Annotated in this window: 21 protein-coding genes; 14 read left to right on the top strand and 7 right to left on the bottom strand. The window is 71.0% G+C overall.

What is annotated here, in order from left to right; all coding sequences use genetic code 11:
- Window positions 1–75: 75 nt before the first annotated feature.
- The 5 genes from ligD (KXC43_RS31085) (at window position 76) to KXC43_RS31065 (ending at window position 3,928) form a co-directional block, all read left to right on the top strand.
- On the top strand, window positions 76–1,026 hold the full coding sequence (gene ligD, locus KXC43_RS31085) for a non-homologous end-joining DNA ligase (protein ID WP_221379746.1): 951 nt from the start codon (window positions 76–78) through the stop codon (window positions 1,024–1,026).
- The gene (gene ligD / locus KXC43_RS31080; RefSeq protein ID WP_221379745.1) at window positions 1,016–1,924 is read left to right on the top strand and encodes a non-homologous end-joining DNA ligase; all 909 of its coding nucleotides are present in this window, start codon (window positions 1,016–1,018) and stop codon (window positions 1,922–1,924) included. The genes ligD (KXC43_RS31085) and ligD (KXC43_RS31080) overlap by 11 nt, the downstream gene beginning before the upstream one ends.
- Before the next feature lie 41 nt (window positions 1,925–1,965).
- On the top strand, window positions 1,966–3,099 hold the full coding sequence (locus KXC43_RS31075) for an Ig-like domain-containing protein (RefSeq protein ID WP_221379744.1): 1,134 nt from the start codon (window positions 1,966–1,968) through the stop codon (window positions 3,097–3,099).
- A gap of 77 nt (window positions 3,100–3,176) precedes the next feature.
- Window positions 3,177–3,521, top strand: a complete 345-nt coding sequence (locus KXC43_RS31070; RefSeq protein ID WP_221379743.1) for a PadR family transcriptional regulator — start codon at window positions 3,177–3,179, stop codon at window positions 3,519–3,521.
- A complete protein-coding gene (locus KXC43_RS31065) occupies window positions 3,518–3,928 on the top strand; it encodes an HAAS signaling domain-containing protein (protein ID WP_221379742.1) in 411 nt (136 codons plus the stop codon). The genes KXC43_RS31070 and KXC43_RS31065 overlap by 4 nt, the downstream gene beginning before the upstream one ends.
- Before the next feature lie 7 nt (window positions 3,929–3,935).
- Here KXC43_RS31065 and KXC43_RS31060 read toward each other — a convergent pair whose 3' ends face one another.
- Together KXC43_RS31060 and KXC43_RS31055 are read right to left on the bottom strand one after the other, a co-directional pair.
- Window positions 3,936–5,597 carry a DNA repair helicase XPB gene (locus KXC43_RS31060; RefSeq protein ID WP_221379741.1) on the bottom strand — a complete coding sequence of 554 codons (1,662 nt, stop codon included), beginning with the start codon at window positions 5,595–5,597 and terminating at the stop codon, window positions 3,936–3,938.
- A gap of 137 nt (window positions 5,598–5,734) precedes the next feature.
- Window positions 5,735–8,164 carry a helicase-associated domain-containing protein gene (locus KXC43_RS31055; RefSeq protein WP_221379740.1) on the bottom strand — a complete coding sequence of 810 codons (2,430 nt, stop codon included), beginning with the start codon at window positions 8,162–8,164 and terminating at the stop codon, window positions 5,735–5,737.
- Window positions 8,165–8,256: 92 nt separating this feature from the next.
- Between KXC43_RS31055 and KXC43_RS31050 the strand changes: the two genes are divergently transcribed.
- From KXC43_RS31050 to KXC43_RS31040, 3 genes are all read left to right on the top strand, one after another.
- On the top strand, window positions 8,257–8,460 hold the full coding sequence (locus KXC43_RS31050; RefSeq protein WP_221379944.1) for a hypothetical protein: 204 nt from the start codon (window positions 8,257–8,259) through the stop codon (window positions 8,458–8,460).
- Window positions 8,461–8,547: 87 nt separating this feature from the next.
- Window positions 8,548–9,171: an HAD family hydrolase gene (locus tag KXC43_RS31045; RefSeq protein ID WP_221379739.1), complete on the top strand. Its 624-nt coding sequence runs from the start codon at window positions 8,548–8,550 to the stop codon at window positions 9,169–9,171.
- A gap of 131 nt (window positions 9,172–9,302) precedes the next feature.
- Window positions 9,303–9,689 (top strand): cold-shock protein, encoded by a 387-nt coding sequence (locus tag KXC43_RS31040; RefSeq protein ID WP_221379738.1) that lies wholly within the window; start codon window positions 9,303–9,305, stop codon window positions 9,687–9,689.
- Here KXC43_RS31040 and KXC43_RS31035 read toward each other — a convergent pair.
- From KXC43_RS31035 to KXC43_RS31025, 3 genes are all read right to left on the bottom strand, one after another.
- A complete protein-coding gene (locus KXC43_RS31035; RefSeq protein WP_221379737.1) occupies window positions 9,686–10,498 on the bottom strand; it encodes a 1,4-dihydroxy-6-naphtoate synthase in 813 nt (270 codons plus the stop codon). The genes KXC43_RS31040 and KXC43_RS31035 overlap by 4 nt on opposite strands.
- Before the next feature lie 71 nt (window positions 10,499–10,569).
- Window positions 10,570–11,196 (bottom strand): futalosine hydrolase, encoded by a 627-nt coding sequence (locus KXC43_RS31030; protein WP_221379736.1) that lies wholly within the window; start codon window positions 11,194–11,196, stop codon window positions 10,570–10,572.
- A gap of 287 nt (window positions 11,197–11,483) precedes the next feature.
- Window positions 11,484–13,496, bottom strand: a complete 2,013-nt coding sequence (locus tag KXC43_RS31025; RefSeq protein WP_221379735.1) for an MFS transporter — start codon at window positions 13,494–13,496, stop codon at window positions 11,484–11,486.
- 87 nt (window positions 13,497–13,583) lie between these two features.
- Here KXC43_RS31025 and KXC43_RS31020 point away from each other — a divergent pair, with 87 nt between their 5' ends.
- Window positions 13,584–14,423 carry a DUF3027 domain-containing protein gene (locus tag KXC43_RS31020; protein ID WP_438870925.1) on the top strand — a complete coding sequence of 280 codons (840 nt, stop codon included), beginning with the start codon at window positions 13,584–13,586 and terminating at the stop codon, window positions 14,421–14,423.
- On the opposite strand, the gene KXC43_RS31015 is transcribed toward KXC43_RS31020, so the two are convergent.
- Entirely contained in the window at window positions 14,414–14,626 is a 213-nt protein-coding gene (locus KXC43_RS31015; RefSeq protein WP_221379930.1) for a DUF2530 domain-containing protein, read from the bottom strand. The genes KXC43_RS31020 and KXC43_RS31015 overlap by 10 nt on opposite strands.
- 173 nt (window positions 14,627–14,799) lie before the next feature.
- On the opposite strand from KXC43_RS31015, the gene KXC43_RS31010 reads away from it, so the two are divergent.
- From KXC43_RS31010 to KXC43_RS30995, 4 genes are all read left to right on the top strand, one after another.
- Window positions 14,800–16,224: an NCS2 family permease gene (locus tag KXC43_RS31010; RefSeq protein ID WP_221379733.1), complete on the top strand. Its 1,425-nt coding sequence runs from the start codon at window positions 14,800–14,802 to the stop codon at window positions 16,222–16,224.
- A gap of 61 nt (window positions 16,225–16,285) precedes the next feature.
- A complete protein-coding gene (locus tag KXC43_RS31005) occupies window positions 16,286–16,732 on the top strand; it encodes a MarR family winged helix-turn-helix transcriptional regulator (RefSeq protein ID WP_221379929.1) in 447 nt (148 codons plus the stop codon).
- A 67-nt stretch (window positions 16,733–16,799) separates the two neighbouring features.
- Window positions 16,800–18,131 carry an MFS transporter gene (locus KXC43_RS31000; protein WP_221379732.1) on the top strand — a complete coding sequence of 444 codons (1,332 nt, stop codon included), beginning with the start codon at window positions 16,800–16,802 and terminating at the stop codon, window positions 18,129–18,131.
- Window positions 18,132–18,190: 59 nt separating this feature from the next.
- Complete coding sequence (locus KXC43_RS30995) at window positions 18,191–18,640, top strand: hypothetical protein (RefSeq protein WP_221379731.1); 450 nt, start codon at window positions 18,191–18,193, stop codon at window positions 18,638–18,640.
- Between the two features lie 17 nt (window positions 18,641–18,657).
- Here the strand turns inward: KXC43_RS30995 and KXC43_RS30990 are convergent, their stop codons facing one another.
- Entirely contained in the window at window positions 18,658–19,029 is a 372-nt protein-coding gene (locus KXC43_RS30990) for a hypothetical protein (protein ID WP_221379730.1), read from the bottom strand.
- A 60-nt stretch (window positions 19,030–19,089) separates the two neighbouring features.
- Here KXC43_RS30990 and KXC43_RS30985 point away from each other — a divergent pair, with 60 nt between their 5' ends.
- Window positions 19,090–19,683, top strand: a complete 594-nt coding sequence (locus tag KXC43_RS30985; protein WP_221379729.1) for a TetR/AcrR family transcriptional regulator — start codon at window positions 19,090–19,092, stop codon at window positions 19,681–19,683.
- Window positions 19,684–19,687 lie beyond the last annotated feature (4 nt).

Here is a 19,687-nt window from a genome sequence, read left to right as displayed (position 1 = left end):
GGGTGAGACGTCCTGATCAGGATGGCATCACTGAGACCCCTGCGTAAGGTGTTCGATCCTGCCTATGGTGATCGGGTGCCTGGTGCGCCGTTGTCTCCGATGCTCGCGACCGCCGGTGCGCTGCCGGTCGGGCCGGGGTGGAGCTACGAGTTCAAGTGGGACGGGGTACGGGTTCTCGCGCTCTTCACCGAGGGATCACCCGACCTGTTCGCGCGCTCCGGGGCGGTCGTGACGGCGGCGTACCCGGAGATCGCCGACCTGAGCCTGCCGGCGGGCACGCTGGTCGACGGCGAGATGGTGGTGCTGGACGCGGCCGGCCGGCCCTCGTTCACCGCGCTGGCCGAGCGCATGCACGTGCGGGAACGGCTGCGAGCAGCCCGGCTGGCGGCGACCCTGCCGGTCACGTACATGATCTTCGACCTGCTCTTTCTGGACGGCCACGACTGCACCGGCCTGCCCTATCGGTCCCGCCGCGAGAAGCTCGAGGAGCTGGGCCTGGCCGGGCCGAACTGGATGGTGCCGCCGTCGTTCGGCGACGGGCCGGCCACCGCGGACGCGGCCCGCGAGAACAGCCTCGAGGGCGTGGTGGCGAAACGGGAAGACTCGGTCTACCTTCCGGGCAGCCGCTCGCCGGACTGGGTCAAGGTCAAGTTCGACCGGACCGGCGACTACGTGATCGGGGGGTGGCGGTCGGGCGTACGCAAGCTCGGGGGTCTGCTCGTCGGCGTGCCGACCGCGGACGGGCTGGCCTTCCGGGGGCGGGTCGGCGGGGGCATCGGCGCCGTGGCCGAGAAGGAGCTGCTGGCCGCGCTCGAACCGCTGGCCCGGCGGGAGTCGCCGTTCCGGGCCGGTGCGGTGCCCCGCGAGGATTCCCGGGGAGCCCACTGGGTACGACCGGAGCTGGTGGTCGAGGTCCGCTACGGCAACCGGACGCCGGACGGGCGGTTGCGCTTCCCTCGCTATCTGCGGTTGCGCCCCGACAAGTCGCCCGAGGAGTGCGCGGAGGAGGACGAGGATGCCCGGTGACCGTTTCGGAGTGTCGATCGAGGGCCGTGACCTCGAACTGTCCAACCTCGACAAGCTGATGTACCCGGCCGCCGGGTTCACCAAGGGCGAGGTCATCGACTACTACACGCGCATCGCCCCGGTCATGATCCCGCACCTGGCCGACCGGGCGGTGACGCGCATCCGCTACCCGAACGGCGTCGACGGGGTGCACTTCTTCGAGAAGAACAAGCCCGGGGGTACGCCGGACTGGGTGCGACTCGAGACGCTGCCCGTGCCCGGGTCGACCAAGAGCCGCGAGACGATCGACTTCGTTGTCGTCGACGAGCTGGCGACCCTGGTCTGGCTGGCCAACCTGGCCGCGCTCGAGCTGCACACGCCGCAGTGGCGGATCGGCGCCGACCCCGACCTGCTCGTCGTCGACCTCGACCCGGGCGCGCCGGCCGGACTCCGGGAGTGCAGCGCGGTGGCCATGCTGATGCGTGACCGGCTGGAAGAGGACGGGGTCTCGGCGTACCCCAAAACTTCGGGCAAGAAGGGGATGCAGCTGTGCTGCCCGATCTCGGGCACGCAGAACGCGGAACTCGTGTCGGCGTACGCCAAGAGCGTCGCGGAAGAGCTGGCGGCGATGGTTCCGGGCTCGATCACGGCGAAGATGGCCAAGGCCATCCGTCCGGGCAAGGTCTTCATCGACTGGAGTCAGAACAACGCGGCCAAGACGACCGTCACGCCCTATTCGCTGCGGGCCCAGTCCGAGCCGACCGCCTCGACCCCGCTCACCTGGGACGAGGTGGAGGCGGTGGCCACCAGCGCCGCGGAGCCGCGGCACTATCGCGCGGCCGAGGTGCTGGAGCGCGTCGACAAGCACGGCGACCTGATGGGCGATCTGCTCCGGCCGGGCCCCGCGCTTCCCGCTTGATCGTTTAACCTGTCGACCTCAATGGATGGACAGGGAGTTCGATGGGCAAGTTTCGTGCCGCCGTGGTCGCGGCGGCGGCCGGTTCCTTGATCATGACCGCTTCGGCGCCCGCGGTGGCCGCCGACCGGGTTCTGCCACAAGCCACGTTCCTGCCCGCCGGCGGCAGCATCGTGCACGGCGTCGTCGAGTTCACGGTGTCTGATGTCTCCGAGAACGTCACCGAGATCGCGCTCCTCGCGAACGGCAGGGTCCTGTCCCGGGCGACCGAGGCGCCGTGGACGCTCACCTGGGACACGGTCGCGGTTCCGTCGAGGGGGGTGCTCTTCCGCATCATCGACAGCAACAAGTCCCAAAACCTCATTCCGGCCTTGTACCGCGTCGACAACTACGGCCCCAGCGTCTCGCTGGACTACGGGGACAGCGAATACGGTGTCGTGGGCAAGGGACGCAACCTGATCTGGGGGCAGTACTCGGACGTCTCCGGCGTCGCGCGCTCGGAGTTCCTGGTCGGCGGCGTCGTGCGCTCGACGGGTGAGTGGATCGACTACGACTTCGGCACGACCAGCCGGACCGTCACCGGCGAGATCCGGGCTTGGGACAGCATCGGGAACCGGAGCGTCACCCCGGTCAGTTTCCAGGTCGACGCCAGCGGGCCCAAGGTTACGTCCCTCCTTCCGGCGCAACTCGCCCTCGTGCGTGGCACCCGGATCACCAGCACGGTGGCGGCGACCGACGCGATCGGCGTGCAGTGGGCGACGCTCGACAACGGGACGGGCTCGGACCGCTTCGCGCCCTACCGGGACTCCGTTCCCGCCGGCAAGGACGGTCTGCGGGTGCTGACCTGGTATCTCGTGGACGACTTCGGCCAGTCGACGACCGCCAGGCGTTCGGTGATCGTGGACAACACCCGGCCCGCGCTGCGGGTCACCAAGGCGCCGGCCAACAAGGCGAAGGTCAAGGGCACGGTGAAGATCTCCGCCGCGGCGAGCGACCGCAACGGTGTCGCCCGGGTCGAGTTGCTGGTCAACGGGAAGATCGCCGCCCGCGACACCAAGGCCGCGTACAGCTTCTCGATCAACACCGCCAAGTACGGCAAGACGATCAAGGTGGCCCTGCGCGCGTACGACCGGGCCGGCAATGTCACGGCCACGGCCACGCGCACCTGGCGTCGATAGGCAGGCGAAGCCCCCGGTCCGGTGCCGGGGGCTTTTCCGTGTGGACCTACCTTGCAGCGCAAGGTACTGTGTCGCACATGGCAGATGCTTCGCAGTTGGCGACGAGTCTGCGCCGCGGCACGCTCGAGTTCTGCGTCCTGGCCATGGTCGAGACCGAGGACAGGTACGGCAACGAACTCGTGCGACGACTGGGCGGGGAGCCCGGGCTGGCCGCCGGCGAAGGCACGATCTATCCACTGCTCTCCCGCTTGCGCCGGTCAGGTTGGCTGGAGAGCAAATGGGTCGAGTCGCCGAGCGGCCCTCCGCGGCGCTACTACGGCCTGACCCCGGGCGGGCGCTCCGCGCTCGACCACTTCCGCGCCGAATGGGTGCAGTTCCGACAGACCGTCGACCGACTCGTGGGCACAGGTGAGGCCGCATGAAGACCCGACAGAACGACGTCGTCGCCGAGTATCTGCGCGAGGTTGATCAGCGCCTGGCCGGCCTACCCGTCCTTCAGCGCCGTGAGCTGCTCAACGACCTGGCCGCGCACATCGCCGCCGAGCAGTCCGAGCGCAACCTGGGCAGTGAGGGCGAGGTGATCGAGGTGCTCGAGCGGCTGGGCAGCCCCGAGGTGGTGGCCGCGGCCGCCCACGAAGAGGCCGGCACCCGCTTCACCCCGCCGGTCGGACCCAACCGCAGCAGGTTCTGGCTGATCTTCGGGATCGTCGGGGGCGTCGTGCTCGTGCTGTTCCTCTGCGCCTTCTTCGCCTTCTTCGCCAGCAGCGGCAGCAGCGTCGAGGGCCCGGCGGCGCCGGCCGTTACCGCGCCGGCGCCGTCGGCGTCATAGCCGGGGCTCAGTCGACCTGGGGCAGGGCCGGGCCGAGGATGTCGTCGGCGTCGACGATCGTGTAGGCGTAACCCTGCTCGGCCAGGAAGCGCTGGCGGTGGGCCGCGTACTCGGTGTCGATCGTGTCGCGGGAGACGACTGTGTAGAAGTGCGCCTGCCGCCCGTCACCCTTGGGCCGCAGCACCCGCCCGAGCCGCTGCGCCTCCTCCTGCCGTGAGCCGAACGTGCCGGACACCTGGATCGCCACCGCCGCCTCGGGCAGGTCGATCGAGAAGTTGCCGACCTTCGAGAGGACGAGCGTCCGCAACTCGCCGGAACGGAACGCGTCGAAGAGACGCTCGCGCTCCTTGTTGGTGGTCGAGCCCTGGATGATCGGGGCGTCGAGGTACTCGCCGAGCTGGTGCAGCTGATCGATGTAGGCGCCGATGACCAGCACCTGCTCGTCGGCGTGCTTGTCGACCAGGGCCCGTACGACCGGCAGCTTGGTGCGCGCGGTGGCGGCCACCCGGTAGCGCTCCTCGGACTCGGTCACCGCGTACGCCATCCGCTCGGCGTCGGTCAGCGTGACCCGCACCTCGACGCACTCGGCGGGCGCGATCCAGCCCTGGGCCTCGATGTCCTTCCACGGGGCGTCGTAGCGCTTCGGGCCGATCAGCGAGAACACGTCACCCTCGCGGCCGTCCTCGCGCACCAGCGTGGCGGTCAGGCCGAGCCGGCGGCGGGCCTGCAGGTCGGCCGTGAACCGGAAGATCGGCGCCGGCAGCAGGTGCACCTCGTCGTAGATGACCAGACCCCAGTCGCGCGCGCCGAACAGGTCGAGGTGGGTGAACGCGCCACCGCGCCGCGACGTCAGCACCTGGTAGGTCGCGATGGTGACGGCGCGGATCTCCTTGCGCTCGCCCGAGTACTCGCCGATCTCGTCCTCGGTCAGCGAGGTGCGCGCGATCAGCTCCCGCTTCCACTGGCGGCCGGCCACCGTGTTGGTGACCAGGATCAGCGTCGTCGCCTTGGCCGTGGCCATGGCGGCCGCGCCGACCAGCGTCTTGCCGGCGCCGCAGGGCAGCACCACCACGCCCGAGCCGCCGGCCCAGAAGCCGTCGACCGCCTCCTGCTGGTACGACCGCAGCGTCCAGCCGTCCTCGGCCAGGTTGATCTCGTGGGCCTCGCCGTCGACGTAGCCCGCCAGGTCTTCGGCCGGCCAGCCCAGCTTGAGCAGCGCCTGCTTGAGCCGGCCGCGCTCGGACGGGTGGACCGCGATCGTCTCGTCGTCGATCTTGGCGCCGAGCATGCCGGCCAGCTTCTTGGACTTCGCCACCTCGATCAGCACGATCTTGTCGAGGCCGCGCAGCACCAGGCCGTGCGAGGGGTCGTTGACCAGCTGCAACCGGCCGTAGCGGTCCATCGTGTCGGCCACGTCGACCAGCAGCGCGTGCGGCACCGGATAGCGCGAGTACTTGATCAGCGAGTCGACCACGCTCTCGGCGTCATGCCCGGCGGCGCGCGCGTTCCACAGGCCGAGGGGGGTCAGCCGGTACGTGTGCACGTGCTCCGGTGACCGTTCGAGCTCGGCGAACGGGGCGATGGCCATCCGGCACGCCTTCGCGTCCGGATGGTCGACTTCCAGCAGGAGGGTCTTGTCGGACTGGACGATAAGTGGTCCGCCGCTCACGTGTTACACCCTTCGAAGAGCTCAAACCGACCCTCCAGTGTGACACGGATCCGGTGCAACCTTCCGGCACGCGACCGCGTTGATAGAGATGCGCGGGGGAGGCGGGTCGCACCCGACGGGGGTGTGCGACCCGCGCGTCAGTTTTCCTCGTCGGGAACCGCGGCCGTGATCCGGTGCAATGCGAAGGTGTGCAGCGTTTCCGTACGCTCGTCCTCCGCCCGCAGGTAACCGGCGCTCAGCGACACCGGCCGCACCAGGCGCGACAACGTGGCCCCGTGCGAGTCGACGTAGCCCACCCAGACCCGCGCCTTCTCCCGTACGGCCTGCTGCAGCACCGCCATCGCCTGGCCGTGCTGCTGCACCGGGGTCAGCCCCGGCACGCCCTGTCCGTTGGCAGCGCGCACGCTCACCGGGGCCCGGCGGGCCGCGCGGGTGGCGATGTCCCCCCGCCGGATCTGTTCGACCACTCCGGCCAGCCTCGGCCCGGCCAGCAGCGGAGGGCCGGCCTGATCGGCCAGTCGGGAGGCCACCGACGTACGGGTCGGCGCGCGGCGCACCCTGGGCCGGGCCAGCACGGCGGCGCCGCCGGCGTCCTCGGCGACCGGAGCGAAGCCCGCCTCGCGGAGGCCGCCCAGCAGGCGCGCCACCTGCAACGGGCTGACCAGCACGGTCGGCGCGATCTGGCGCAGGCCCAGCGAGCCCAGCCGCTTGTCGGCCATCACCTCGGCCAGCAGCGCCTCGTCGTCGCTGCGCAGGTAGGACCCGGCGGAGCCGGCGCGCAGGCCGCCGTGCTTGCGGGCGGCGTCGTCGATCATGTACGTCAGCGTCTGCGGCACCGGGGTGCGTGACCGGCGGCGGAACACCGAATGCAGATCGGCCGCCGTGTAGCCGACGTCGAGGGCTCGCCGCACGCTGGCCGTGGTGACCCGGAACACGCTCGCGCCGCCGGCCGACTCGGGCTCGGCGATCACGTCGAGCTCGGCCGCCAGTTCCGGTTCGGGCGGGCCGGGCACCACCACGGACAGGTCGGCCTGCACCAGCACGTGGTCGACCGGGGCCGGGAGCAGTGCGTCGAGCGTGCGCACGACGTCGCCCGGCGGCTCGGTCGCGCCAGGGCGGACGCCGAGCGGGTCGCCGTCAATGTCCTCGACATCTTCGAAGAGCAGCCGACCGTACGAGGTGACGGCCCCGAGCGCGGTCACACCGAGCGCCGCCGCGCTGGTCAGGGCATCGCGGTGCGCCGCCTCGCGGCCCCGCGAGCGGCGGGGCGTCTGCCACGCGAGCAGGCCGAGCACCTCGTCGACCTGTGGCGCGGTGCCCGGCTTGAGGTCGGCCAGCACGAGCACACCCTCGCGCCGGGCCTGCGGGGCGCCGGCGCGCTCGGCGTCGGGGGCGAGCGCGTTGATCGGGCGGTCGCGGTCGTCGCGCCGGCCGATGAGCCCGGGCTGCCGGGTCATGGCGAGCCACGCGCGGGCCAGCGACACCCAGCGCTGGGCGATGCTGAGCGCGCGCCACAGGTCGTAGGCGGCGGTGGGCAGGAAGATCTCGTCGACCACCCCGGAGGCTCGGCTCACGGTCACCGACCGCGACGTGCCGGCCGCGTCGGCCTCGCCGAGCAGCCCGGCCGCGTGCGCCACCTCGAGCAGCAGAGCCGCGCCGGGCTCGTCGAGGCCGGCCGCCTTGGCCAGGCGCTTGAGGTCGCGTACGCCCAGACCACCGGCCCGCAGCACCGGGGCCGGCTCGGCGGCCAGAGCCTCGAGCAGGGCTTCCGTGCTGCGGACGGCCTCCATCACCTGGCCCGCGCCGGCCGAGTCGACCGACTTCGGGTCGCGGACCGTGCCCTCGGGGATCGGCGGGAACGGCCGCAGCGGGCCCAGCGGGCCGGTGTCGCGGCGCAGCAGCAGGCCCACCTCACGAGGCAGTTCGACCAGCTCACCGTCGGGGCGCGGGGCCCGGCAGGCCTCGCTGATCGGCACCAGCACGTGGTTGTCGACCAGCCAGCGCACCGGCTCGGCGACCGAGTCACGGCCGAGCGCGCCGATCGGGGGGCCGGCGGTGAGCCGGTCGAGCACGGCGCGGGCGCCGGGTGGGGCGGCCAGGACCGTACGGCGCAATTTGGCCTTGTCGGCGCAGAGCGCCGCCGCCTGGGGGTCGAGGAAGTCGGCGGGCCGGCCGAGACCGGCCGGATAGGGCGAGGTGACCTCGTCGATCGCGCCCACGAGGTGCAGGGCATCGTCGCCACCGAACATGAGGAACCGGACGCGAAGGCGGTCGACGGCGACGCGGACGTCCTCCGGCTCGACGTCGCAGGCGAGCTCGAGGATCGCGCCGACCGAGGTCAGAGCCGTTTCGGGGGCGCGGCTGAGCCGGGCCGCGTCGAGGACGGCGAGGGTGAACTCGTCGAGGCCGTCCAGACAGCGGGCGACCGAGCCGCGGGACTGCGCGCGCACGGCGAGCGCGGAGATGTCGGCGGGTACGGGGACGACCAGGTCGGGGCGCAACTGTATGAGCGCGCTCAGCGCCTCGTCAGTGAGCGACCGCAGGTGATCGGCGAATGTGGTGGCCATCGTGTTCAACGCTAGCGACCGTGGGACGATATTGGAGTGCCCGGCTCCGGCCGGCGCCAAGATCTTGAACCGGGACACTGAAGGGGACATCCGTGGCCGCGAAGAACACTCTGCCGGGTACCGCCGTCAAGGGCGGCGCCGCCGACCGCCAGACGCACCCGCGCGGGCCCGAAGATCACTTCAACGTGTCCGAGATCGTCTCCGACCGGGCCGCGGCGCCGTCGCCGTTCGGTGACGACCAGACCTTCCCGCTCCCGGTCGAGCAGCTGCACTACATCCCGTCGACCCCCGCGTGAGCTGAGCCCGCAGATGTCATGCCCTCCCGGCCCTCGCCTGCGAGGCCGTGCTGCGGTGTGCTGGGGTGCCGCTCGGTGCAGTCGGTCATGACGCAAGCGGTCGGGTTCGACCTGGACATGACCCTGATCGACTCCCGGCCGGGTATTCGCGCCGCCTACCAGGCGCTGACCGCTGAGACCGGCGTCTTCGTGGACGCCGACCTCGCGGTCAGCCGCCTGGGGCCGCCGCTGCGCACCGAGCTCCGCCACTGGTTCCCGGCCGAGCAGATCGAGCAGACGGTGACCACCTACCGGGCGCTCTACGCCGAGTACGCGATCGCCCCGACCGTGCCGATGCCCGGCGCTGCCGAGGCGCTCGCCGCCGTGCGTGAGCTTGGACTCCGTGTTGTGGTCGTCACATCGAAGCTGGGCCGGCTCGCCCGGCTGCACCTCGACCACCTGGGCATCGTCGCCGACGAGGTGGCTGGTGACCTCTTCGCCGAGGGCAAGGCGACGGCGATCACCAAGCACGGCGTCGGCTGGTACGTCGGGGATCACGTCGCCGACATGGTGGCCGCGCGCACGGCCGGGGTGCCGGGCATCGGCGTCGCCACCGGACCGTGCCCGCCGGACGAACTCCGGGCCGCCGGGGCCGCGTACGTGTTGAAAGATCTCACCGGTCTGCCGGGTCTGCTCCGCGAGATTGCAGTTGGGTCCGGGCCCACGGCTTAAGTAGCCTTGCGGTAAGCGGTTGTTTCCATTCGAGGGTTGTTCGGGGCCTGCCTTGACCGGCGGACTGCCGTAGGTTGGCGCCCCGGTTTCCACCGCCCGAATAATTCTCACCAGTGAAGTTGAGGTCAGCGGTGCCCACGGGTCGAGTGAAGTGGTACGACGCGGCGAAGGGATTCGGGTTCGTCACCAGCGATGAGGGCGGCGACGTGTTCCTGCCCAAGGGCGCGCTGCCGGCCGGGGTGGCCGAGCTGAAGACAGGTCAGCGCATCGAGTTCGGCGTGGTCGACAGCCGCAAGGGCGCGCAGGCGATGGGCGTGAAGCTCATCGACGCCCCGCCGTCGCTGTCCGAGCTGCGACGCCGGCCCGCCGAAGAGCTGCACAGCATGGTCGAAGACATGATCAAGTTGCTCGAGTCGCAGGTGCAGCCCGGCTTGAGCCGCGGCCGCTACCCCGACAAGCGGGTCGCTCAGAAGATCGCGCAGCTCGTCCACGCGGTCGCGAAAGAGTTCGAAGTCTAGATAAAGGGCTTCACTGACGGCGCCAAGTTCGCCGCCGCTGCGCGCTGTAACAGGGCGTCGGCGGCGGCGAGTCCGTCTCGGCCCAGTTCCAGGGTGAACTCGTTGACGTAGAGGTCGATGTGCTGCTGGACGACCTCGGGCTCCATCTCTTGCGCGTTGGCCAGCACGAACTCGCGGCTCGCGTCGGGGTTGGCCCACGCCATGCTCACCGAGTTGCGGATCCACTCGGTGGCCCGGGCCGGGTCGACAGCGCCCTTGCGGGCCAGGATGGCGCCGAGCGGGATGGGCAGGCCGGTGTCGGATTCCCACCACTCGCCCAGGTCGGCCAGCGCGGTGAGGCCGTAGCGCTGATAGGTGAAGCGGGCCTCGTGGATGACCAGGCCGGCGTCGAACCGGCCCTCGGCCACCCCGGGCATGATCTGGTGGAACGGGACGACCTCGATGCGGCCCGGCGCGCGGTCGGCCGACCAGAGGCGGAACAGCAGATAGGCCGTCGTACGGTCGCCCGGCACGGCCACCGTCTTGCCGGCGAGGTCGACGCCGGGCTCGCGGGCCAGCACCAGCGGACCGCAGCCGCGGCCCAGGGCGCCGCCGGTGGGCAGCAGCTCGTAGTCGTCGAGCAGCCAGGGCAGAGCCGCGTAACTCACCTTGACCAGATCGAACTCGCCCCGCTCGGCCGCCGTGTTCGTCACGTCGACGTCGGCGAAGGTCAGATTGACCTCGGGTGTGCCCGGGATGAGCCCGTGCACCAGAGCGTGGAAGACGAACGTGTCATTGGGACACGGGGAGACCGCGAGTGAGAGCGCCACGGGGTCCACGCTAGACGTGTCCCGCGGCCCTCACCGGTCACGACGGGTGTCGCTCATCCCACACGGTGAGGTTATCCACAGGCTGTCCACAACCGGCCCGAAGCTGTGGACAACGCGGCGAACGCCTCCCGGAGGCGCCAGGCGGCCCGATCCCGCGGTCCGACCGGGTTGGAGATGGCGCGCAGCTCGGCGAAGGGCAGACCGGCGGCGGCAACCGCGACCCCGTAACCCTCCATGGCCTCGGCCACCGCCTGTGGATAACTCTCGGCCAGGCGGTCGGCGGTCCGTTTTGTGCCGGTGACCGTGCTGAGGGTCACGACATCGCCGACGATCGCCTCGGGCAGCTCGGCGGTCAGGGCCTTCAGGAAAGCGGGGTCGCAGGGGAGCACGCTGGTGCCGAAGCCGAGCTCGTCGACCGGGAGGAAGCCGTCGGGCGTCTCGGCGCCCAGGTCGGCGGCGATGCTGCGGGCGCCCAGCACGATGGAGCCGACGGGGGCGCGGCCCGGGAAACCGCCGGCGATCCCGGCTGAGACGACGGCGCAGTAGCGGCCGGTGGCCAGCAGGCGCGCGGTGCCGGCGGCGGCCGCGGCGGGGCCCACACCGACCGGCTCGACGACGATGTGAGCCAGGTCGGCGCCTTGCCGCACGGCTTCCGCCTCAGCTGCCACAGCCGTGACCACCAGCAGAGGCAAAGTCATAAGTTGGTTCCTCGCTCCTCGACCGGCGATCAATATCCGCGCTCAACGTCGAGCGCACCCCGTGCTGAGCCCGTGGCCTGCGCCCTAGCCTGGCCCGAGGCTCCAGTCAGTCGCAGCCGAGCTCGGCCAACGCAGAGCCCACCCTCCCGGGGGCCCCCGGCCACGGCGTCATTGTGGCGAGTTTTGCGGATCTTCGCCGAAGCGCCTGTGGACAACGCTGAATTGTGGATAACGCTCCGGCACGTTCGGGCGCCTGGACGTCGGTGGAGTCCGAGGTGGGTGCGGCGTCAGCGGTCCTGGTCGTCGGCACTGGAGCTGCCGTTGGTGGGGCTGTCGGCAGAGGTCGGGCGGTAAACGTGAAAGCCCGGTGGGGCCAGCGCGGCATCCGGCGTGGGCGAGGCCGGCGGCTCGTAAGCGCGGGGTGGCGGCTCGGGGGCGCGGTTCGGTGGTTCGGTGGGGCGTGGCGAGGGGTCGGAGGCTGCTCGCTTGTCTTTGCGGCGGCCGAACCAGCCCTTTTTGGGCTCGCTGGGGTCGACGCGAGTGGGCGGACCGTCGCCCACCGGGCGGCCGCTACCGCCGGCGGCTCGATCGTCTTCCCTATGGACTGCGCGGTCTGACGAGCGCCCGCCTTCTTCGAAAGTGCGGTTTCGAGCTGTGTGTTCGCTGTCCGCTCGGTCGCCGCGGGGCTGGGCGGGTGGCGTGCGGCGGGGCGGCGTGTTGTTGGCGCGGGTGTGGGTGGGCACGGTCGGCGCGTCCGGCCACGGGTCGGCTGGGTTGGGACTGCTCGACGATCCGGGGCCTGTCCATCGGGGGGCGGGCTCTTCGGCGCCGGGTGAGGTGGCGCCGGGTGAGGTGGCGCCGGGCGAGGCGGCGCCGGGTGAGGTGGCGCCGGGTGAGGTGGCTGTGGCGTGGGCGGGCTCGCGGTCGGGAGCGGGATCGTCGACCCGCCCGCTCAGGCGCTCGTTGTGCAGGCGGGTGGCCACCCAGCCGGCGCGGGCGGCGGCTACGACGGCCAGCAGGGCGGCCAGGGCCACGCCGAGGCGGCCGGGTAGCGGGATGATGCCGATGCCGCCGCCGACGACCCAGGCGATCATCAGGACCGTCTCGGAGTGGGCGAAGGCGCTGGCGCGCAGGCGTTCGGGCACTCTTTCCTGGATGCTGGCGTCGACGGCCAGCTTGGCGATGCCGCTGAAGACGGCCACCAGCAGCGCCAGCAGGGTGACCGTGGCCAGGCTGTAGAAGAGCGTGGCCAGTACGCCCATGGCGGCCACGACGGCCAGGCCGGTGGATTGCAGGGCCAGCGGGCGGCGGATACGCAGTCTCGTGCCCACTGCGGTGGACAGGAACGTGCCCACGGCCAGGGCGCCGCCGATCAGGCCGACCGCGCCCTGGCGGCCGATGTCGTTGCCCAGGATCGTCGTGTCGAGCTGGTCGGCCATGATGACGAAGGCGAGAAAGAGCAGCGTGAAGCCGAACAGCAGGCGCAGGCTGGCGCTGCCGATCAGGGTGGCCACCACCAGCCGGCTGGAGAGCGGCCGGTCTTCTCCCCGGCCCAGGCGCAGCATCGTGCGCCAGGGGCGCGGCACCGCCTCGGGCGGGTCGGAGTCGGCGCGCGGCGGCAGGCGGAGGGACACGACCATGCCGACGATGAAAATGATCATCGCTACGCGCAGGGGCCACTGCGGGCCGAATTTGAACGCGAGCAGGCCTACGGGGGCGACCACCGCGCCCGCGAACGTGCCGTAGACGCTGGCCCGGGCGCCGACCTGGGACAGGCCGACACCCTCGGGCAGGAGCCTCGGCACGGCGGCCGAGCGTGCCACACCGTACGCCCGGGAAAGCGCCAGCACCCCGAAGGCCGCCGGATAGAGACCCCAGCCGAAAAGGTGATCGGAGATCACGTAGGCCAGGAACGCGCGGCCGAGCATGGTGACCGCGAGGGCGTAGCGCCGGCCGTGCCGGAAATGGTCGAGCAACGGGCCCACAACCGGGGCCAGCAGCGCGAACGGCACCATCGTGATCAGCAGGTAGAGCGCCACTTTGCTGCGCGCCTCACCCAGCGGCACGTTGAAGAAGATGGTGCCGGCCAGGCCGATCGCGATCAGGGTGTCGCCCGCGCAGGAGAGCGCGTGCAGGTCGAAGAGGCGGATCATGCCCTGTTCGTTGGCGGCGCCCCGGGCCCGCGCCGTGCCGACGCGGCGGGTTGCCCACGCTCCGCCGCGCACGGATCCGCGCACCAGCAGGCGGGCCGCCTTGACGCCGGTGCCGACGGTGCGTCCGAGAGAGGGAAGCAGCGGCATGGCTCCCATCCTGACTGATCCAGGCGAGCGCTGTCCCGTTCCGTGACCGGCAGAATCCGGGGGAGTCGGTGCGGAACCTCAGTCACGGTGGGGGACAATGAATATGTGACGACTCGGACCTCCACGCGCGCCGCCCGACTCGACCAGGTTTGTGCCGACGCGATCGGGGTCGCGCGCGGCGCGATCACCGATGTGGACCCGGCCGACATCGGCGAGCACCTCGAGGCCATCGCCGAGGGCGACCGCCTCGTGACCCACCTCTTCGAGAGCCACCTGGCCGGCTACCGCGGCTGGCGGTGGGCCGTCACGGTCACCCGCGTCCCGCGCAGCCGGCACGTCACCGTGTGCGAGACGGTGCTGCTGCCCGGCCCCGACGCGCTGCTCGCCCCCGGCTGGGTGCCCTGGAACGAGCGCCTCCAGCCCGGCGACCTCGGCGTGGGCGACCTCATGCCGACCGCGCCCGACGACGACCGGCTCGCCCAGGGCTACGTGCTCAGCGACGACCCCGCGGTCGAAGAGGTCAGCTGGGAACTCGGCCTCGGCCGGTCACGGGTGATGTCGCGCGAGGGCCGCATCGACGCCGCCCAGCGGTGGTACGACGGCGAGGCCGGCCCCGAGGCGCCGATCTCGGTCGCCGCCCCGCGCAACGCCCGCTGCGGCACCTGCGGCTTCTATCTGCCGCTGGCCGGGTCGCTGCGCTCCATGTTCGGCGTCTGCGGCAACCTCTACGCCCCCGACGACGGCCGGGCGGTCAGCTCCGACCACGGCTGCGGCGCGCACTCCGAGGCGCTGCAGGGCTCGGCCGAGCAGCCGGTCGAGGAGCTGCCGACGGTTTTCGACGACAGCGAGGTCGAGTCGGTGGCGGTCAGCCGCGGTCACGGCTCGGTCGAAGAGAGCGAGCCGGCCGAGGACTACGGTCACAGCTGACTGGTGACCCTGAACTCGCCGTGAGTCAGGGCACGCCGGCGCCTGCGGTGCCGGTCGTGCACGATCATCGTGATCAGGCCGGGTATGCCCGCGAGGAACCCGGCGATGCAGATCTGCAGCCAGCGCTCCGGAGCGTCGGCCAGCCAGACGATCAAGGCGGCGACGGCGAAAGCGGCCAGCCCGCCGGCGGCGAACGGGACCATCGGCGGGTCCAGCGGCTCGACTCGGGGCTTCGCTTCACTCACACGGACAGAATAGGTCCGCGACGATCACGGGTAGGCCCCTGTGACCGGGCCGACACTTACCGGTTTTGCGCAGGTCATCGAGGGCTGAGAACATGCCCGCGACGCCCACCTCATGATGCCGGGGAGCACGCATGTCCACCGCAGCCGACACAAGTACGTCGAAGAATGGTTTTGACCGCTTCTTTGAGATCTCGGCGCGGGGCTCGTCCCTCGGCCGGGAGGTCCGCGGTGGCCTGGCCACCTTCTTCACGATGGCCTACATCGTGGTGCTCAACCCGCTGATCATCGGTAACGGGGTGGACGCGGACGGCGCCCAGCTGCCGATCGCCGCCCTGGCCGCGGGCACCGCGCTGGTGGCCGGCGTGATGACCATCCTGATGGGTGTCGTGGCCCGCTTCCCGCTCGCTCTGGCCGCCGGGCTGGGGGTCAACGCCCTGGTGGCGTACGAGATCGCGCCGGAGATGACCTGGGCCGACGCGATGGGCCTGGTTGTCATCGAGGGTGTGCTGATCGCCATCCTGGTGCTCACCGGCCTGCGGGAACTGGTCTTCCGGGCCGTGCCGACCCAGCTCAAGACGGCCATCGGGGTCGGCATCGGCCTGTTCCTGATGATCATCGGTCTGGTCGACGCCGGGTTCGTGAACCGCGTGCCGGACGCCGCGAACACCACCGTGCCGGTCGAGCTCGGCGTCGGCGGCAAGCTGGCCACCTGGCCGGCCGCGGTCTTCGTGATCGGCCTGCTCTTCACGCTGGTGCTGTTCGTCCGCAAGGTGCGCGGCGCGATCCTGATCGGCATCCTCGGCACGACCGTGCTGGCGATCATCGTCGAGGCGATCGCGCACCCCAAGGGCTGGTCGCTGAACGTGCCCACGCTGCCCGACAAGATCGTGAGCACCCCCGACCTGTCGCTGATCGGCCACTTCAACGTGCTCGACTCGTGGTCGCGGGCGGGCTGGCTGGTCGTGCTCATGTTCATCTTTAGCCTGCTGATCACCGACTTCTTCGACACGATGGGCACGATGGTCGCGGTCGGTCAGGAGGGCGGGCTGCTCGACGAGCGAGGCATGCCGCCGCGTACGCGGGAGATTCTGCTCGTCGACTCCGTGGCCGCCGCCGCGGGTGGCGCCGCCAGCGTGTCGAGCAACACCGCGTACATCGAAAGCGCGGCCGGCGTCGGCGAGGGCGCCCGCACCGGTGTCGCGAACCTGGTCACCGGCGGTCTCTTCCTGCTCGCGATGTTCCTGACGCCGCTGGTCTCGGTGGTGCCGTTCGAGGCGGCGTCGACCGCGCTGGTGGTGGTCGGCTTCCTGATGCTGACCGCGATCCGGCAGATCGACTGGACCGACTACACCATCGCCGTGCCGGCCTTCCTGACCGTCACGCTCATGCCGTTCACCTACTCGATCTCGAACGGCATCGGGGCCGGCGTCATCTCGTATGTCGTGCTGAAGGTCGCCACCGGCAAGGCGCGCGAGATCCACCCCATTCTGTACGGCGTGGCCGTGCTCTTTGTCCTGTACTTCCTGCGGGGTCCGCTGGAGGCTTGGATCCTGTGACCGCTGTCATGACCTGTTCGAATGTCGTTAGCCATGCTCATTAGCTAAGCTAAGAATCGTGATGGAGTGGCCCGTGATGGCGGATCGAGGCACAGCCGACGAGCTGGCCAAGGCCCTGCGCGAGTCGATAATGCGGTTGAACCGGCGGATCCGTCAGGCCCGCCCGGTCGGTGATCTCACCTTCAGCCAGCTCTCCGCGCTGACCAGCCTCCAGCTGGCCGGCGCGCTGACCCCGCGCGAACTCGCCGATGTCGAACGTGTCCAGCCCCCGACGATGACCAAGATCGTCGGGAAGCTGGAGGAACGGGGACTGGTCGCACGGACGCCGCACCCGACCGACGGCCGGCAGGTCATCCTGTCGGCCACCGAGCAGGGACGGGCCGTGCACGCCGAGTTCGAGAAGGCGCGCAACGAGTGGCTGGCCACCCAGCTGGCCGCTCTGGCGCCCGAGGAACGGGAGACGCTCGCTCGGGCGTCGGAGATCCTTCAGAAGATCTCCCGCGCCTGAGGGTTCGGCTACGCGGCGCTTCGTCACGCGACGATGACGCGTACGACGAACAGGAGGCACAACCCGCGTGCGGTCCGTGCTGAGTACCACCTTCCGTTCCCTGCAGGTTCGCAACTATCGGCTCTTCGCCACCGGCCAGCTGGTGAAGCTCGTCGGCGTGTGGATGATGTTCACCGCGCAGGACTGGCTGGTGCTCGACCTGTCCGGCAACTCTCCGGTCGCGCTCGGGGCGGTGACCTCCCTCCAGTTCCTGCCGGTGCTGCTGCTCACCCTGTACGCGGGCAAGCTCGCCGACCGCTTCGACAAGCGGCGCCTGCTGGTGATCGCCAACGCCGCGTTCGCCGTCACCGCGATCGCCTTCGCCGTGCTGGTCGCCTCGGGTCACGTGCAGCTCTGGCACGTCTTCCTCTTCGCCGGACTGCTCGGCATCGCCAACGCCGTCGAGACCCCGGTGCGGCAGGCCTTCGTCTCCGAGCTGGTCGAACTGCCGCTGCTGCCGAACGCCCTCGCGCTCTCGGCGGCCACCTTCAACACCGCGCGGATCGGCGGGCCGGCGCTGGCCGGGGTGGCGCTCGCGCTCTTCGACACCGGGCCGGTCTTCCTGATCGCCACGGTCCTGGCCGTCGCGCCGATCTTCAGCTACGCCCGCATGGGGGCGGCCGACCTGCGGCCCGCGGAACGACAGGCCAAGAAGGACGCCCGCATCTCGGACGGCCTGCGGTACGTCGGCCGGCGCTCCGACCTGATGCTGCCCATCGGCCTGATGTTCGTGGTCGGCATGATCGGCTTCAACTTCCCGGTCACGCTGGCGGCGCTCGCGAAGATCGATTTCAACGCCGGACCCTCCACCTTCGGCCTGCTGACCACGGCCCTGGCGGTCGGCGCGCTCGGCGGGGCGCTGGCCGGCAGCGGACGACGGGCCCGGCCCAGCGCGTACGTGGTGATCGGCGCGGCACTGGCCTTCAGCGTGCTCGAGTTCGTGGTCGGTTTCGCGCCCAGCTTCGTGGTGGCGATGCTGCTGCTGGTGCCGACCGGGTTCTTCTCGATCTATCTGGCCCAGGCGGCCAACCACCGCGTGCAGATGGGCGTCGACCCGGAGTTCCGGGGGCGCGTGATGGCGCTGTACGTGCTGGTCTTCCTGGGCACGACACCGATCGGTGCGTCGCTGGCCGGCTGGTGGGGCGAGCATTTCGGGGTGGCGTCGAGCATCACGGGCGCCGGGGCGGTCTGTTTTGTCGCATCGCTGGTCGCGCTGGTGTGGCAGCTGCGCAACAGCGGTGAGCGGCTGTCCCTGACGCTGCGGCCCCGGCCGCGTCTGCGCCTGGTGCCGCCCATCCAGGAGCCGCTGCCCCACGCCGAGATCACCAGGGTCCCGGAGCGGGAGGCTTCGGCCGCCTGACGGGTATTTGGCAGAAAAGAGTATTCCGGTACAGGCCTGTTTCGAATTAGCTTCAGTGCGTGGCCCTCGCGCACATGGTTGTGCTCACGGCGGCGCTCGTGCTCCCTCTGACCGTGCCGTACGCGGTGACGGTCGCCCTGAGGCGAGACGAGTTCCGCCGCAGACGGGCCTGCGCCGACGGTCCGGCACAGGTGCGCGACCTGATCCGCCTCGACGAGTCGATCCGCGACACCGACCCGGCGCACGCGCTGGCCCACCTCGGCCCGCCCCCGATCGAGTGGCTGGCCCGCGACCTGCGCCGCCTCGACCGCCAGCGCCGGGGCGGGGTGACCCTCGAGTCGGTTCGCTGGAAGGCCGCCGTGACACGCGCCTACGACGAGCGGCTCTGCCTGGCCTGCCAGTGCCTGGGCGTCACCGAGAACCTGCGTCCCCTCAACGGCCTCGACCGCGAGATCGAGCGCGTACGGGTGGAGGGCGCCCTCGAAGAGGCCGGCCTCCAACTGCGCTGACCGCTGCCGACCGGTGGTCATCCCGCCAGCGAATCGACCCGGGGCCGGTTATCTGCCGGCGCGGACATGCCACCCCCGCTGGTCAGCAACACGGCGAGAGTGATCGCGGTCAGTGCGCCCACAGTGCTCGGCAGGCCAAACTCGCCCTGTACGGCATAGGACGACGCTGAGGTCGCGAGCACGCCGCCGGTGTAGGCGAAGGCGACCGGCAGGGCCACCCGGGCCAGGCGGCCGGGCAGGGCCGAGGCGATGGCCAGCGCGCCGATCAAAATCAGGTCGGGCACCAGGAACAGGTTGTCCGAGCGCCAGGAATCGTGCAGGAAGAGGAAGACGAACGTGGTCAGGCTGAGGATGGCCGCCGCGATTCGGGCCCACATGAGGAGTCGCATGTCTACACCGTAGACATGCATGGCTCGGATGTCTACGGCGTAGACTCCCGAGCTGTGCCGATGACTGCCGACTTCATCACCCAGGCCACGCTCGCACTCGGCGACCGGGAGGGCGAGAAGGCGATGTCCATGCGCCGGATCGCCGCCGAGCTGGGCTGCGACCCGATGGCCATCTACCGGCACTTCCCCAACCGCGCGGCTTTGCTCGACGCCGTGGCCGACTCGGTGGTGGACGAGGTGCCCGTCCCCGGTGAGGGCGGGCCCTGGGACGAACGCATCCGGGTCGTTCTCACCGGCATGCGGGCAGTGGCGCTGCGGCATCCCGGGATCGCGGGACACATCGCGTCCCGGCCGCCGCTCGGGCCGCGCGGGCGCCGGGTCGCGAGGGAATTGTTCGTGGCGCTGGCTGAGGCCGGTCTGGCGCCGGGTGATGTGGTGCGTGCCTTCCAGGCTTTGATTGCTTACGCCGCGGCCGGCCTGCGGATGGCGGTGGACGCCGGGGTGCAGGACCGGCGCTGGCAACAGGTGAGCGCCGCGATGGAAGGCCTGCCGGGGGAGGCGTTGCCCGTGGTCGGATCGGCTGAGCAGTTCGACTATGGCCTGCGCCTGCTGCTGAGCGGCATCAGGCTCGAGGGTGAACGCGCCGCGGGCTGAGCGG

Source organism: Paractinoplanes polyasparticus, assembly GCF_019710575.1.
In the GTDB taxonomy this organism is placed as follows: domain Bacteria; phylum Actinomycetota; class Actinomycetes; order Mycobacteriales; family Micromonosporaceae; genus Actinoplanes; species Actinoplanes polyasparticus.
This window is presented reverse-complemented; position numbering and strand designations above follow the sequence as displayed.